A 13,068-nucleotide genomic window follows, 5' to 3' on the forward strand; every position below is an offset into this window, starting at 1 on the left:
GGTCAGGCTCGGAGTGAGTCACGGCCAACACATCATAGGTATATTAAGTGTGATGTGTAGAACAATTCTAGCTTGGATGATGCCATTTGTCTTTCTTCTTGACCTTGCCCTTGACCCATCACTCTAGACTGCTCGGCGATGGCCCGCCTGTCCGCTCACCTGTTTAAACGCCTGTATCTGGGCGCGGCTTTTGGATTCTTCGCCGTCAAAGGTGCGGTGCTGCTGACCAACGCCCTGACTTTTCCAAGGCTGAGCGCGAGGCCGACCCCCACCCGGCGGCCCCGCGTTTCGCTGCTGATTCCGGCCCGCAACGAGGCCTATAACTTGCCGCGCAGCTTGCCGGGAATGCTGGCGCAGGGCGCAGACGAAGTGATCGTACTCGACGACGCCAGCAGTGACGGCACCGCGCAGGTGGCCCGCAAACTGGGCGCGAAGGTGATTTGCGGCCAACCTCTGCCGCCGGATTGGTACGGCAAACCGTGGGCCTGTCAGCAGCTTGGCGAAGCGGCCAGCGGAGATATTCTGATTTTTACCGACGCCGACGTGGCTTGGAAGGCGGGCGCACTCGGCGCAGTGCTGCACGAGCTGGAGAGCAAGCAGGCCGACCTGCTGAGCGTGCTGCCCCGCCCCGAGCGCCTGACGCTGGGCGCTCGTGTTTTGACGCCGCTGGTGGACGCGGTGATGCTGTGCTACCTGCCCTACCCGATGACCCAGTGGCCGCAGCCGAGCCTTAGCAGCGGCAACGGCCAACTGATGGCCTTTCGCCGCGCCACCTATGAGCGCATTGGCGGCTACAGCGGCGTCCGCACCCAGATTCTGGAAGACACCCAACTGGCCCGCCGCCTCAAAGCGCAGGGCGGGCGGCTGGGCTTGGCCCTCGGTGCGGAGTGCATCGGCGTGACCATGTACGGCAGTTATCCGGCCTCGGTGGAGGGGTTCGGTAAAAATACCCTGGCGATCCATTTGCACTCGCGCCCGCTGCTGATCTTGTCGGGCCTGTGGCATTTGGCGGTCTACGCTCTACCCTGGGTATTGCCCGCTTCGGTGTTGCCTGCGGTGCGCTGGCTGCGGCTGCTGGGCCTCCTCGAGCGCAGCTTGGTCAACGGAGTGACGGGCCGCACCCGCCCGCTGGATTTGGCGGAGGGGTTGCTCGCACCGGTTACGCCGCTGCTGGCGCTTCCGGCTTACCGCCGCGCCCTCGGCAAGCGGGTGACTTGGAAGGGCAGGACGTACGTGCAGAAGTAAGCGGAGCAGGCCCGCCTCGACTTGCTGAATCTTGGCGTCGACGAATAAAATTGACTGACGAGGCAACGGCATTCATGTAAGCGCAGACTTAAGCAGCTTGCTCAACTCGGCGGGGCGGTAGAGTCGGCGGGCGTCGAGCCGCAAAAGCGGCAACCGCGCACTGGCGAACAAGGTGTCCTTGACGGCGTCGCGGTACTGCTGCTGGTCGTTTTCGTGCGACGCGCCGTCGAGCTCGATGCCCAGCACCGGCCTGTACTGAGCGCGGGCCACGATCAAAAAGTCAACGTGCTTGTCTCGCAGGCGGCCCAGCACGGCTTGGCGCTCGCCGCCGCTGGCTTTGATCATCATCAGGTCGTTGAGGCGCACATTGGGAAAAGCGATGTAGGGGCCGCCTTGCAAGGCTTCCAGCAAGGTTTCGTAAAACTGGCCTTCGCTGCGGCTGAAAAAATACTGCTTGGCCTGAACGGGGAAGCTGGCTGGGATTTGACTCCCCTCGGCTGTGGTTCCTCCGGCTGTGGTTCTCACTGCGGCAACTTTGCCGGAGGGCGCTGACCGGAGACGTTTGCGCGGCTGAGGCTTGCGGGCCGCTTTGCGCCGGAACCAGGCAACAAACCAGATCACGGCTGCCAACAGCAGCAAGGCAAGAAATTCCATGCTGGCTAGGCTATGTGGGGATGAGTCACACAATCAAGTACGGCAAGTACAGCTCGGTCAGCACGCCGGCCCCAGTTGAGCAACTTGACTGCTCCAAGCGTCAGCCGAAAACGCAAAAGCCCACTTTTTACGGTGGGCTTTTGCATTGCCGTGCTGGTGGTGCACCCTGCTGGATTCGAACCAGCGACCGACCGCTTAGAAGGCGGTTGCTCTATCCATCTGAGCTAAGGGTGCATATTTGGGGTGCTGAAAACTCGAAAGTTCCCACGTTCCCGACCGAAGAACTGTAGCACCTCTGCGCCACGTTTTGAAGTCTGGATGCTTTGCGCCCTCGTCCGCTCCTCAAGCTCGCCCGCCGTCAGAGTTGCGTGAGGCGTGTTTCTTTACGCTCTCAGGATGGAAGCGCTTTCTCAAGACGTGTTGCACGAACTTCTCACCCTCATCGTCAAAGCCGGAGCCAGCGATGTTCACTTTCGGGCGGGCAGCCCAGCCAGCGGGCGCGTCTGCGGAGAGCTGCGCCGCTTCGGGGCCGAGCGCCTGAGCGCCGAACAAATGGAGCAGTTTACCCGCCTGATGCTGCCCCGCGCCGATCAATGGAGCGAATTCACTGTGCGGCGCGACGCTGACTTTGCTTACAGCGTGCCGGGCCTGGCCCGCTTTAGGGTCAACGCTTATTATCAGCGCGGCTCCATCGGCATGATTATGCGGGTTATCGAAGACAAACCGATTCCTACCTTCGAGCAGCTCGGCCTGCCGCAAACCACCTTCGAGTCGCTGGTGGCCCACGAGCGCGGCCTGATTTTGGTGACTGGCCCCACCGGAAGCGGCAAAACCACCACCCTGGCCTCGATGATCGATCACATCAACGCCCACGAGCCAGTCAACATCTTGACGCTCGAAGATCCGATTGAGATCTTGCACCCGGATAAGCGGGCCAGCGTTTCTCAGCGCGAACTCGGCAGCGACACCCTCTCGTTCGCGGCGGGCCTGCGGGCCTCGATGCGCCAAGACCCCGACGTGATCTTGATCGGTGAAATGCGCGACAAGGAGACGGTCGAAGCGGCCCTCTCGGCAGCGCAAACCGGCCATCTGGTGTTCAGCACCCTGCACACCATGGACGCCATGCGGACGGTGACGCGCATCATCGATTTTTTTGCGCCGCACGAGCGCCACCAGATTCGGCAGGGCCTGTCCGAGAGCTTGGTGGGCGTGGTCAGCCAGCGCTTGCTGACCAAAGTCGGCGGCGGGCGGGTGCTGGGATTAGAAGTGATGCTCGGCACGTCCACCATCCGTGAGTGCCTCAAGCAGGAAGACAAATTCGAGGAAATTAAGCAGGCCGTCGAGGAAGGCTCGCTGCACGGGATGCAGACCTTCGATCAGCATCTGGTGGAACTGGTGCGCTTGGGCCAGCTCAGCCGCGAGGACGCCTTGCAAGCCGCCACCCGCCCCCACGAAGTCAAGATCAAATTGATGCAGATCAGTTATGCTTCGGCGCAGGCTACGCGGCCCATCGAAGTGGCGGCGAGTTAAGACCGCCTCCGAGTCAGTACAGCGCCAGCACTTGATCAGCAAAAAGCCCCCAAAGCGGGGGCCATTTTTTTGCTGCGAAGCTTTGTTCGTGGAGCGAGATCACGGATTCGAACCGAGGCCAGAAGCTTGGAAGGCTGCTGTGCTACCACTACACCAATCTCGCTTAAACCCTGCCATCTAAGCACCAGCTATTTAAGCACTCAGGGCCAAGTCCCTAACCCAGCAGAATTGACCCTGTAAGCGCCCATGCGCGTGACATTGGTCGAGGCGACAGGATTCGAACCTGCGACCCCTTGGTCCCAAACCAAGTGCGCTACCAGCCTGCGCTACGCCTCGTCACCACGCGCAGAAAGGAGTATAGCAGAGTTCGCGCCAATCACAAGCCTGCTCGTTGGTGCCCGTCTATTCGGCTTAGTGGGTGTTAGGCCGCTTGGCTCTCGCTGCACGTCGGCGCGGCGCGTAAGCTCAGGCATGTTGCTCATTCCTGTTTTTTTGCCTCCGGCCCCGCTGCATCCCCTGACCCGCGCCGTGCTGGACGATCTCGGCTCAGCGCATCTCGGAACCGTTGCCGCCGCCGTCCAAGCCTTGCAGGATGCGGGCAGGCCGCAGCAACTCCTGAGGGCGGGGCTGCTGCACCCTTCCGAGCGGGTGCGGGCGCGGTGCCAAGCGCTGCTCCAAAATGCGGGTTGGCAAGACGCGGGTTGGAGTCAATGACACCCCAGTTTATTCGCCCCGCCGCACTCAAATCTGGCGACAAAGTGGCAGCTCTCAGCTTATCCAGTGGCTTTGTAACCGAGGTGATGCACCGCTATGAAGCCGGCAAGCGCCAAATAGAAAGCGCGTTTGGCTGGCAAATCGTGCCCGCACCCAACGCTCTTCGCGGCGAAGAATATCTATACCGCAATCCGCAGGCCCGCGCCGACGATCTGCACTGGGCGCTGGAAAACCCTGAAATTGCTGGACTGCTGAGCGTCATTGGCGGTGACGACAGTGTGCGGCTGCTGCCGTATCTGAATTTGGAGCTGATTTGCGCTCATCCCAAAGTGTTTATGGGCTTTTCGGATGCCAGCATCATCCTGATGCAGTTTCTGCGGGCCGGTGTTCACGCTTTTTACGGCCCCGCCCTGCTCACTGACTTGGCCGAAAATGGCGGTATCCACCCCGACGTGGCGCGGGGTGTGAGCCAAGCGGCGATAGCAGCTGTGCCGTTTACCGTCCAGCCCAACTCGACTTGGACGGAGCAGCGCCAAGCGTGGCTGCCGGAGTTGCAAGAAACCCCGCGCCAATTTGCGTCCTCTGAGGGCTGGACGTGGTTGCAAGGCGAGCGGCCCGCCGAGGGCCACTTGATCGGCGGCTGTTTGGAAGTGCTGGATATGCTGAACGGCACGTCTGGTTGGCCGGAGCCGGAGCTGTGGTACGGAGCAATTCTGGCTTTTGAAACCAGCGAAGACGTGCCGCCGCCTGCTCAGGTCGGCTACTGGCTGCGGAATTTTGCCGTGCAGGGCATCTTGCAAAATGCCGCTGGCTTGGTGTGGGCGCGGCCTAGAGGCTACACGCCCCAGATGGTGCAAGACCTTTACGGCTGGATCAAAAAGGTGCTGTGGGAAGCGGGGCGAGAAGACTTGCCGGTGTTGGCGAACGTGGAGTTCGGCCACACCAGCCCGCAACTTACTTTGCCACTGGGAGCGCGGGCAAAGCTCGACCCGGTGGCGGGAACGTTCAGCGTGTTGGAGAGCGCAGTGAGTTAGGCCGGTGGTCAAACCTCCGTTCCCCACCCCCAGCCGTTATCATGCCCGCATGTCTAAACGTCGTACCGCAGCCCTCACCGCCGCAGCGCTCACCGCTGCTGCCGTAGTTGCCGCCCGCCGCCGCCCCGCCGCCACCGCTGGGCAAGTCCGCGACGCCGCGCTGAATTTGCTTGGGGCCGGTCTGCCCACGCGCCGCCGCTTTTCCATCACGCTGTGGGACGGCACCACTTTGCCCGCCACCGCAGGAGAAGACGCCAAACTCATCCTCAACAGCCCCAAGACGCTGGGCCGAATGCTGCGGCTGCCCCTCGATGTGGCGCTGGGCGAAGCCTACATTCGGGGCGACTTTGACATCGAGGGCGATTTCTCGGCGGTGGTGGAACTGGCCGACACCTTCGACGCCGCGCCGGGCTGGGCCGCCGTGCCCGCCATGCTGCGCGACTACGAAACGCTGCGCCGGGGAGCCGGAGCGCCGCCGCCCGCGCCCAAAGCCAGCCTGGAAGGCGAAACTCACAGCCGTGAGCGCGACAAGGCCGCCATTGCCCACCACTACGACGTGTCCAACGACTTTTACAAACTGTGGCTGGACTCGCGGATGGTCTATTCGTGCGGCTATTTTCCCAATGGTGACGAAACGCTGGACGAAGGCCAGGCTGCCAAACTGGAACTGATCTGCCGCAAGCTGAGGCTCAAACCTGGCGAAAAGCTGCTGGACATCGGCTGCGGTTGGGGCGGATTAGCCATCTACGCCGCGCAACACTACGGCGTCTCGGTCACGGGCGTCACGCTGTCCGAGGCGCAGTTGCAGGAAGGCCAGGCGCGGGTCACGGCTGCCGGGCTGGATCACCTGGTGAGCCTGGAGCTGCGCGATTACCGCGACGTGCAGGGGCCGTTCGATAAGATCAGCAGCATCGGCATGGCCGAGCACGTGGGCCGCAAAAATATGGCTGAATATTTTGCCACCGCCATGCGTGTGCTGCGCCCCGGTGGGCTGATGCTCAACCATGCCATCTCGTCGGGGCTGGGGCAGGCCAAGGTGTCGAACTTGCTGCAATCCGGCAATTTTGCCCGCCGCTACGTGTTCCCAGACGGTGAACTGCTGCCGATCTGGGAAACCCAGAAGTTTGCCGAGGAAGCGCTGTTTGAAGTGCGCGACGTGGAAAACCTGCGCGACCACTACGCTCAGACCACCCGGCATTGGGCCAAAAATCTGGAGGCCCACGAAGCCGAAGCGCTGGCCCATCTGGGTGAGGAGCGCTACCGCCTGTGGCGCATTTACCTGAACGCCTGCGTGTATTACTTCAGCGCCGGACACCTCTCCATTTTCCAAACCCTGCTGGCCAAGCCGGACGCCGGACGGCGGGTGGAACTGCCGAGAAGCCGGGCGGATTTGTACCAGTAAAGTGACGTGCAAAGAGAGCGACCTTTTCAGCTGCCTTTCCACACGCCGTTTTTACAGCGCTGCCGCCACCTTCTGAAAGAGGGGCGGCACGTCCGGCTGCGCTAGGCCGCTCAGCCAGCCGAAACGCAAGTCGCGCACCGGGCCGCCATCGCCCGGACTCATCCCAGCAGCAAACAGGGAGCGCAGATCGAGCGGGGCGCTGACCTCTTCGCCGCCGAACTCGGCCAGTACGGCGGCCACCTCCCGGGCGTGGCCGAAGTGCATCAGGTGGGTGCGGCCTTCCACTTCCCAGATAAAGCGGGCGCGGCCAGGGGAGAGGTTGGCCATCGCCCCTGGCCGGCTGACATGGCGTGCGGCCAAACCGGGCCGAAGCCGCAAGGTGACTTCTTGAGCAACGCCCAGCAGCCCGAACGAGCCGACAAACAACCGCGTGAGGTCGTAGCCTTGCACGTTCTTGACGACTTGTCCGCCCGCTTTGATGGTGCGTCCGCTGGGAGCCTGAAAAGTGACACCCAAAATTTCGCCCGCAAAAAAAAAGTTCTGAGCGAACCCGCCACGAATGAGCAGGCCGTTTAAGCCGCCGGGCAGTTCCACTGGCGGAAAGGGCGGATACAGGCCAGCCGGAAGCGATTCATAAATCTCCAGCAGATCGGTGTCTCCACTGGCAACTAAAGTTTGGTCGGCGGCGCTGAGTTTGAGAATGGGCATAGGGTGGGCCTCCGTATGGGTGGCTATGGGGAACAGAGGAGATGTTGAGTGTCAGGAGACTTGCTGCACACTCAGGGCAGTATCTTCCCCGGATTCAGCATTCCCTCAGGGTCGAGCGCCCGCTTCACGTCCCACAAGGCTTCCAGCGTCACCGCGTCCACCGCGTCGCGCATAAAATCGCGTTTCATGGCGCCGATGCCGTGTTCGCCGCTCAGCACGCCGCCGTGCCGGATGGCGACCTGCGCCACCTGATAGGCCAGCTCATGCACTTTCTCGCTGCTCTCGGTGCGCGGATCGAACAAGATGTTGGGGTGCAGATTGCCGTCGCCGATGTGCCCGAACTGCACCAGACGAAAGCCCGACGCTTCGCCCAATGCCCGGATTTCGCGCACCACCTCGGCCAGCACGCTTCGCGGCACCACGATGTCCTCGTTCATGCGCTGTGGACGGATGCGGCCCAATGCTGGGCTGATGCTGCGTCTGGCCCGCCAGAGTGCGGCGCTCTCGGTGTCGTCGGCGGCGCGGCGCACGGTTCCGCCATGATCCTGGCAGGCGGCTTCTACCAGCGCCAGTTCCTCTTCCACCGTTGCCAGGTCGTCGCCGTCGGTGTCGACCAGCAGCACCGCCTCGGCTTCACGGGGCAAGCCGATTTGCAGGTAGTCTTCCACGGCGTTGGTGCAAGCCCGGTCCATAAATTCCAGCTTGGCCGGAACTGCGCCCGCTGCAATCGCCTGCGACACCGCTTCGGCAGCCTGCCCGACCTCGGCAAAGTGGCTCATCAGGGTGCGGGTGAATCTGGGCGGCGGGGTCAGACGCAGAGTGGCCTCGGTGATCAGGCCCAGCGTGCCCTCCGAGCCGATCAGCAGGCCCGCCAGATCAAAAGCGTCGCGCCTGAGTTCGTGCACGCCGCCGTCCACGTCCACAAATTCCAGCGCCCTCACATAATCGCCGCTGACGCCGTACTTGAAGCACATCGGCCCGCCCGCGTTTTCGCCGAGGTTACCGCCGATGGTGCTGGTGCGGAAACTGGCCGGATCTGGCGGATAAATCAGGCCGTGGGGTCTGGCCTGCTCGCTGACCGCCAGAGTAATCACGCCCGCCTGCGCCCTGGCCTCACGCTGCTGGGGGTAAATGGTGAGTTTGGTCATGCGGGTAAATGAAATGACCAGCGACTCTTGCAGCGGCGCGGCTCCGCCGGAGAGGCCGCTGGCCGCGCCACGCCCGACGATCGGCACGCCAGCGGCTTTGGCGGCCCGTACCGCTGCCACCACGTCGGCGGTGGTTTCTGGCAGCACCACGCATAGGGGCGTCTCGCCGACCAAAATGGCGTCGTAGCGGTAGTTGAGGCGCTCAGCGTAAGCGCTCAGCACTTTTTGTGGCCCCAGCAAGCGGGTCAGCTCTAAGGCCAGCGGACTGCTCGGCGCTTCGGTGGAACGCGGTTTGCTGACGGGCGAGTTGGCCGTCAGAGCTAATTTTTCCGGTTTCCGTCTGTTAAACAGACTCACACTGTCCCCTTCACAGCAGCCCCTGATAGGCCATGTCCAAAATCTCGATGGTGTGGTGAATCGGCACCCCGCTGCCTTGCCGTCTGAGGTGACTTTGAATCTGGGTGTGGCAGCCGATATTGCCGCTGGCGACCATGTCCGGCTGCGTTGACAGCACATTTCTGGCCTTGCGCTCACCGAGCTGGGTGGCGAGTTCGGGCTGCTCTAAGTTGTAGGTGCCCGCTGAGCCGCAACACAGATCACCCTCCGGCACTTCCAACAAGCTCACGTTGGGGATCAGTTTCAGCAAGGCGCGGGGTTCGGCGCGGATACCCTGCGCGTGGGCGAGGTGGCAAGCGTCGTGGTAAGCGATCTTGATCGGCTTGGAAGCGGGTATGAACGGCTCCAGCCCGCCGTCCTCGCTTAACCTTGCCAGAAAAGTGCTGATGTCCATGACCTTGGCTGCCAGCTTTTTGGCCGCCGCCTCGTCGGGGAGGCCGTGCAGCACCTCGGGGTATTCGCGCAGGCCCGCCCCGCAGCCCGCCGCGTTGCTGAGAATGGCGTCGTACTCATCGGGGTTGAAGGCCGCGATGTTGTTGCGGGCGAGTTTCAAAGCCTCGTTCCTTGCGCCGGTATGCAGCGCCGCCGCTCCGCAGCAGCCCTGACCTTCCGGAATGATCACTTCCGCGCCGTTGCGGGCCAGCACTCGCAGCGTGGCGGCGTTGAAGTTGGGCGCGAGGGCCTGCTGAGCGCAGCCGACGAGAAAGGCGACTCTGGCCCGTTTCGTTCCCTGCGCTGGCGTGAACTTCGGCAAATCCAGCATGGCCGGAACATGTTCGGGCAACAGATCGAGCGGCGATTTGAGTGCATCGGGCAGCAGCAGCGCGAACGGCTTGGCGTACTGGCCGATTCTGGCGGCCACGCTGAACAACTTTGGAGCCGGAAGCGCCTTCAAAATGGCCACGCGCTTGGCTTTGTCAAAAGCGCTTCTGTAGCGCTGTGGTTCGCTCCAGCCGCGAAAACTGGTGATCAGTTCGCCGTAGGGCACTCCACTGGGGCAAGCCGTGACGCAGCCCATACAGCCGAGGCAGCGGTCGAGGTGCGGTGCAGCGTCAAACAGCGGCAGCCCGCCTTCCAGCACTTCTTTCATCAAAAAGATGCGCCCGCGTGGACTGTCCATCTCGTCGCCCAGCAGCGCGTAGGTGGGGCAAGCGGGCAGGCAAAAGCCGCAGTGGACGCAGGCCTCGATGGCGTGGGCCATGATTTCGCCCTGCGGCCCGATCTGGCTGACGGGAATGTCATGGTTCATGGCGTGGCCCTCATGCCTCTGAGGATGGCACACGGCGGGCGGGCAAACAGTGCGGCGGGCAAGACAAGTTGGCGGGGTGGGGGTTGGATTTTGAGTAATTTGGTTTTATGAAGAAACTTCTCTTGATAGGTGCTTTTCTCCTGACACCTCTCATTGTTTCCGGTTGCCCAAACTGTATTGATTCCGGGATGTGCCCCTTCGTCATAAATGGCCCTACTCAACCCAGTGGGCCTTATAAAGCCGTGACTCTGGCGCGTGGGTCAACAACTCAGATAGACCTTGCGCTGGATACTACGGGTGTTCCCACTTCAGCAACTTTTGAGTTATTCGCAAAACAGGCGGAGGCAAAAGCCCAGAGTGACGCCAATATCCTTTTTGTGGCAGACAGTGGAAATGTCGTAATCCGGCGCACTACATCTACATTTACGGGATCAACAGCGAGCGTCAGTGTTATTGTTGGCGCAAATGCTTCGCTCACAACGAATCAGCTTATAAGTGGATCATTTGGTATTAGAAGAATAGGGTCTGCTGGTATCGGCGGCAATGTGTTGCTTTCAATCAAAGTAGTTCCAAGTCTTTAAGTCAATTCTGATTTGTAATCTATTTCTTCCCCTTCAACACCTTCACCAGTCCCAGCGTGGCCTCGCTATATCCCGCCCGTTCATACAACTTGCGGGCGCGGGCGTTGGTGGCAAACACGTGCAGTTGGATGTGTTTCAAGCCCTGCGCTCTGGCCCAGTTCTCGGCCTCGCTCAGCAAAATCTGGCCTAGGCCCAGCCCCTCGGCCCACTCCGCGAGCGCCAAGTCAGCCAAGTAAGCAAACGGTTTGCCGAACAGCGGGCGCTCGGTGTCTAAGCGCAAAAATCCAGCGCGGCGGGGGGACTTGTTTTCTTCCTCCACCCAGGCGATCAGCAGAGCGCTGTCGGTTTGCGGCGCAGCCAGGGCGGACAGCAGATTCTGAGTCGCGCCTGCCAGCACCGCGCCTTCGTCTTGGCCTAAGGGCAGGCCGAACGATATGAAACGCGGCAAGAGGGACTGCAAAAACCCCACATCCTCACGGGTGGCGGGCCGCAAAATTAGGGCGCTGTCGGTCATGCGGGCATGATAGCGGGTCTTCTGGAAGGTCTAGAGCCGCAGTCCTGTTGCCTGCAAGCGGGCGTAGACGCCGCCTTGAGCCATCAATTCGGCGTGGGTACCCTGTTCGGTCAGGCCGTCCTCGGTCAGCACGAGGATTCGTCCGGCATTCCGTACAGTGGACAGGCGGTGCGCGATGACCAGTGTGGTGCGCCGCTGAGCCAGACGCTCCAGCGATTCCTGCACCAGCGCTTCGGATTCGTTGTCTAAGGCGCTGGTGGCCTCGTCGAAGATCAGCACGGGCGGGTCTTTGAGGAACACCCGCGCGATGCTCAGGCGCTGCTTTTGCCCACCGGACAGTTTCACGCCGCGCTGACCGATGTCGGTGTGGTAGCCATTTGGCAGCGCCGCAATGAAATCGTGCGCCCCGGCTTGCCGCGCGGCTTCCCGGATCTCGGCTTCGCAGGCATTGGGGCGTCCATAGCGGATATTGTCCAGCACGTTTCCGGCGAACAGGTACACGTCCTGCTGGACCACACCGATCTGCCGCCGCAGGAACTCCAATTTCAGATCAGTGATCGGTGTGCCGTCCAGCAAAATCTGCCCTTCGCTGACCTCGTAAAAGCGCGGAATCAGGGCGCAGAGGGTACTCTTGCCCACCCCGGACGCGCCTACCAGCGCCACGAACTCACCCGCCTGAATACTCAGGTTGATGCCCTGTAGCGCGGGCGGCTGGTCAGGGCCGTAGCGAAAGGTGACGTGCTGGAAGGTGATCTCGCCGCGCACGTCCCTGATTTCTAGTGCTTGCGGCGCGTCCCGAATGCTGGGGCTAACCGCCATCAATTCCAGAAAACGCTCAAAGCCCGTGACCCCTTCCTGAAGCAGCCGGGCGATGTTGACCAGCCGCGAGACGGGCTCCAGCAGCAGGCCCACGCACAGCAGATACGTCACCAGTTCATCCAGCCGCAGCGCCCCGCGCACGCTGGCGAGGCCGCCGAAAGACAGCACGGCAATCAGCATCAGTTGCGAGAAGGCGGTCATGCCCTGATAGAAATACGCTTCGGCGCGGTATTCGGCTCGGCGGCTGTCCACGAAGCGGGCGTTCTCGGCGTCAAAACGGCGCTGTTCGGTGGCCTCTCCGGTAAAGGACTGCACCACGCGGATGCCTGCCAAGGTGTCTTCGGCCTGCGCATTCACGTCGGCAATCCGCGCCCGGCTCCGCATCATGGCGGCGTTCATGCGAATGTTGAAGAAGACCGCGTAGGCCGCCATGAGTGGCAAGAAGGCGAACAGCAGCAGCGTCAGGTTGAGATTGATGCTCGCGAGAATGACGAATACGCCCACAAATTTCAGCAGCGCAATTAGCAGGTCTTCTGGAAAGTGGTGTGCCAGTTCGCCGATGTTGTACAAGTCGTTGGTGAGGCGGCTCATCAGTTGCCCGGTACGCTGCGAGTCGTAAAAACCGAAGGGCAGCGACTGTAGATGCTGGAACAAATCACGCCGCATGTCGCCTTCCATGCGCGTGCCCATGACGTGCCCCTGGTAATCCACGAAAGTATTACAGATCAGATGGAGCGCCACCAGCCCCAGCATAAAGACGCCCACGCGGGTCAGGTCGGCCAGCGCCTGCGGGCCAGTTTCACCCAGCCCAGCCTCTCCCAGTACGGTGCGGGTCACGTACCCAGCGCACAGCGGAAAGATCAGGGCGATACCCGCCACCACGAAGGCACACAGCAAATCCAGAATCAGGATGCGGCGGTAAGGGCGGTAATACGAGGCAAAGGTTTTCAGCCGGGCCAGTAGCGGTAGCGTGACGGGCGGAATCATCGGCACGCCCAGCGAGAGAAGGAGACGGTGAATAGACCAGGAAATACGGCTACAACATGGGTGAACTTCCACCCGTGTAGCAGTGAG

Annotated in this window: 12 protein-coding genes and 3 tRNA genes; 6 read left to right on the forward strand and 9 right to left on the reverse strand. The window is 61.9% G+C overall.

Annotated elements, in window-relative coordinates:
• Positions 1-138: 138 nt before the first annotated feature.
• Positions 139-1,245, forward strand: coding sequence for a glycosyltransferase (locus FNU79_RS04085; RefSeq protein ID WP_143719643.1), 1,107 nt, complete (start codon positions 139-141; stop codon positions 1,243-1,245).
• 72 nt (positions 1,246-1,317) lie between these two features.
• On the opposite strand, the gene FNU79_RS04090 is transcribed toward FNU79_RS04085, so the two are convergent.
• Both FNU79_RS04090 and FNU79_RS04095 read right to left on the reverse strand, forming a co-directional pair.
• Complete coding sequence (locus tag FNU79_RS04090; protein ID WP_143719644.1) at positions 1,318-1,899, reverse strand: DUF2726 domain-containing protein; 582 nt, start codon at positions 1,897-1,899, stop codon at positions 1,318-1,320.
• Between the two features lie 157 nt (positions 1,900-2,056).
• Positions 2,057-2,133: transfer RNA gene (locus FNU79_RS04095), tRNA-Arg, on the reverse strand.
• 162 nt (positions 2,134-2,295) lie between these two features.
• On the opposite strand from FNU79_RS04095, the gene FNU79_RS04100 reads away from it, so the two are divergent.
• Entirely contained in the window at positions 2,296-3,429 is a 1,134-nt protein-coding gene (locus FNU79_RS04100) for a type IV pilus twitching motility protein PilT (RefSeq protein ID WP_143719645.1), read from the forward strand.
• A gap of 89 nt (positions 3,430-3,518) precedes the next feature.
• Here FNU79_RS04100 and FNU79_RS04105 read toward each other — a convergent pair.
• Positions 3,519-3,592, reverse strand: a tRNA-Gly gene (locus FNU79_RS04105).
• A 96-nt stretch (positions 3,593-3,688) separates the two neighbouring features.
• A tRNA-Pro gene (locus FNU79_RS04110) sits at positions 3,689-3,765 on the reverse strand.
• Positions 3,766-3,900: 135 nt separating this feature from the next.
• On the opposite strand from FNU79_RS04110, the gene FNU79_RS04115 reads away from it, so the two are divergent.
• The 3 genes from FNU79_RS04115 to FNU79_RS04125 are packed head-to-tail and all read left to right on the forward strand — an operon-like array spanning position 3,901 to position 6,579.
• On the forward strand, positions 3,901-4,143 hold the full coding sequence (locus FNU79_RS04115) for a hypothetical protein (RefSeq protein ID WP_143719646.1): 243 nt from the start codon (positions 3,901-3,903) through the stop codon (positions 4,141-4,143).
• Positions 4,140-5,177: a S66 family peptidase gene (locus tag FNU79_RS04120; protein WP_143719647.1), complete on the forward strand. Its 1,038-nt coding sequence runs from the start codon at positions 4,140-4,142 to the stop codon at positions 5,175-5,177. The genes FNU79_RS04115 and FNU79_RS04120 overlap by 4 nt, the downstream gene beginning before the upstream one ends.
• 49 nt (positions 5,178-5,226) lie before the next feature.
• On the forward strand, positions 5,227-6,579 hold the full coding sequence (locus FNU79_RS04125) for an SAM-dependent methyltransferase (RefSeq protein WP_143719648.1): 1,353 nt from the start codon (positions 5,227-5,229) through the stop codon (positions 6,577-6,579).
• A 51-nt stretch (positions 6,580-6,630) separates the two neighbouring features.
• On the opposite strand, the gene FNU79_RS04130 is transcribed toward FNU79_RS04125, so the two are convergent.
• The 3 genes from FNU79_RS04130 to glcF form a co-directional block, all read right to left on the reverse strand.
• Positions 6,631-7,287, reverse strand: a complete 657-nt coding sequence (locus tag FNU79_RS04130) for a DUF5639 domain-containing protein (RefSeq protein WP_143719649.1) — start codon at positions 7,285-7,287, stop codon at positions 6,631-6,633.
• Between the two features lie 71 nt (positions 7,288-7,358).
• Positions 7,359-8,792 (reverse strand): FAD-binding oxidoreductase, encoded by a 1,434-nt coding sequence (locus tag FNU79_RS04135; RefSeq protein ID WP_225429875.1) that lies wholly within the window; start codon positions 8,790-8,792, stop codon positions 7,359-7,361.
• Between the two features lie 10 nt (positions 8,793-8,802).
• Positions 8,803-10,080 (reverse strand): glycolate oxidase subunit GlcF, encoded by a 1,278-nt coding sequence (gene glcF, locus FNU79_RS04140; protein ID WP_143719650.1) that lies wholly within the window; start codon positions 10,078-10,080, stop codon positions 8,803-8,805.
• Between the two features lie 107 nt (positions 10,081-10,187).
• Between glcF and FNU79_RS04145 the strand changes: the two genes are divergently transcribed.
• On the forward strand, positions 10,188-10,661 hold the full coding sequence (locus tag FNU79_RS04145) for a hypothetical protein (RefSeq protein WP_143719651.1): 474 nt from the start codon (positions 10,188-10,190) through the stop codon (positions 10,659-10,661).
• 19 nt (positions 10,662-10,680) lie between these two features.
• Here the strand turns inward: FNU79_RS04145 and FNU79_RS04150 are convergent, their stop codons facing one another.
• Both FNU79_RS04150 and FNU79_RS04155 read right to left on the reverse strand, forming a co-directional pair.
• Positions 10,681-11,175, reverse strand: coding sequence for a GNAT family N-acetyltransferase (locus tag FNU79_RS04150; RefSeq protein ID WP_143719652.1), 495 nt, complete (start codon positions 11,173-11,175; stop codon positions 10,681-10,683).
• A gap of 30 nt (positions 11,176-11,205) precedes the next feature.
• On the reverse strand, positions 11,206-12,981 hold the full coding sequence (locus FNU79_RS04155) for an ABC transporter ATP-binding protein (RefSeq protein ID WP_143719653.1): 1,776 nt from the start codon (positions 12,979-12,981) through the stop codon (positions 11,206-11,208).
• Between the last annotated feature and the right edge of the window lie 87 nt (positions 12,982-13,068).

Origin of the sequence: Deinococcus detaillensis (assembly GCF_007280555.1) — a bacterium.
In the GTDB taxonomy this organism is placed as follows: Bacteria; Deinococcota; Deinococci; order Deinococcales; family Deinococcaceae; genus Deinococcus; species Deinococcus detaillensis.

What these genes read in the sequence shown, in the direction of transcription:
- FNU79_RS04085 (WP_143719643.1), top strand. Translation starts at nt 139, where the DNA reads ATGGCCCGCCTGTCCGCTCACCTGTTTAAACGCCTGTATCTGGGCGCG.
- FNU79_RS04090 (WP_143719644.1), bottom strand. Translation starts at nt 1,899, where the DNA reads ATGGAATTTCTTGCCTTGCTGCTGTTGGCAGCCGTGATCTGGTTTGTT.
- FNU79_RS04100 (WP_143719645.1), top strand. Translation starts at nt 2,296, where the DNA reads ATGGAAGCGCTTTCTCAAGACGTGTTGCACGAACTTCTCACCCTCATC.
- FNU79_RS04115 (WP_143719646.1), top strand. Translation starts at nt 3,901, where the DNA reads ATGTTGCTCATTCCTGTTTTTTTGCCTCCGGCCCCGCTGCATCCCCTG.
- FNU79_RS04120 (WP_143719647.1), top strand. Translation starts at nt 4,140, where the DNA reads ATGACACCCCAGTTTATTCGCCCCGCCGCACTCAAATCTGGCGACAAA.
- FNU79_RS04125 (WP_143719648.1), top strand. Translation starts at nt 5,227, where the DNA reads ATGTCTAAACGTCGTACCGCAGCCCTCACCGCCGCAGCGCTCACCGCT.
- FNU79_RS04130 (WP_143719649.1), bottom strand. Translation starts at nt 7,287, where the DNA reads ATGCCCATTCTCAAACTCAGCGCCGCCGACCAAACTTTAGTTGCCAGT.
- glcF (WP_143719650.1), bottom strand. Translation starts at nt 10,080, where the DNA reads ATGAACCATGACATTCCCGTCAGCCAGATCGGGCCGCAGGGCGAAATC.
- FNU79_RS04145 (WP_143719651.1), top strand. Translation starts at nt 10,188, where the DNA reads ATGAAGAAACTTCTCTTGATAGGTGCTTTTCTCCTGACACCTCTCATT.
- FNU79_RS04150 (WP_143719652.1), bottom strand. Translation starts at nt 11,175, where the DNA reads ATGACCGACAGCGCCCTAATTTTGCGGCCCGCCACCCGTGAGGATGTG.
- FNU79_RS04155 (WP_143719653.1), bottom strand. Translation starts at nt 12,981, where the DNA reads ATGATTCCGCCCGTCACGCTACCGCTACTGGCCCGGCTGAAAACCTTT.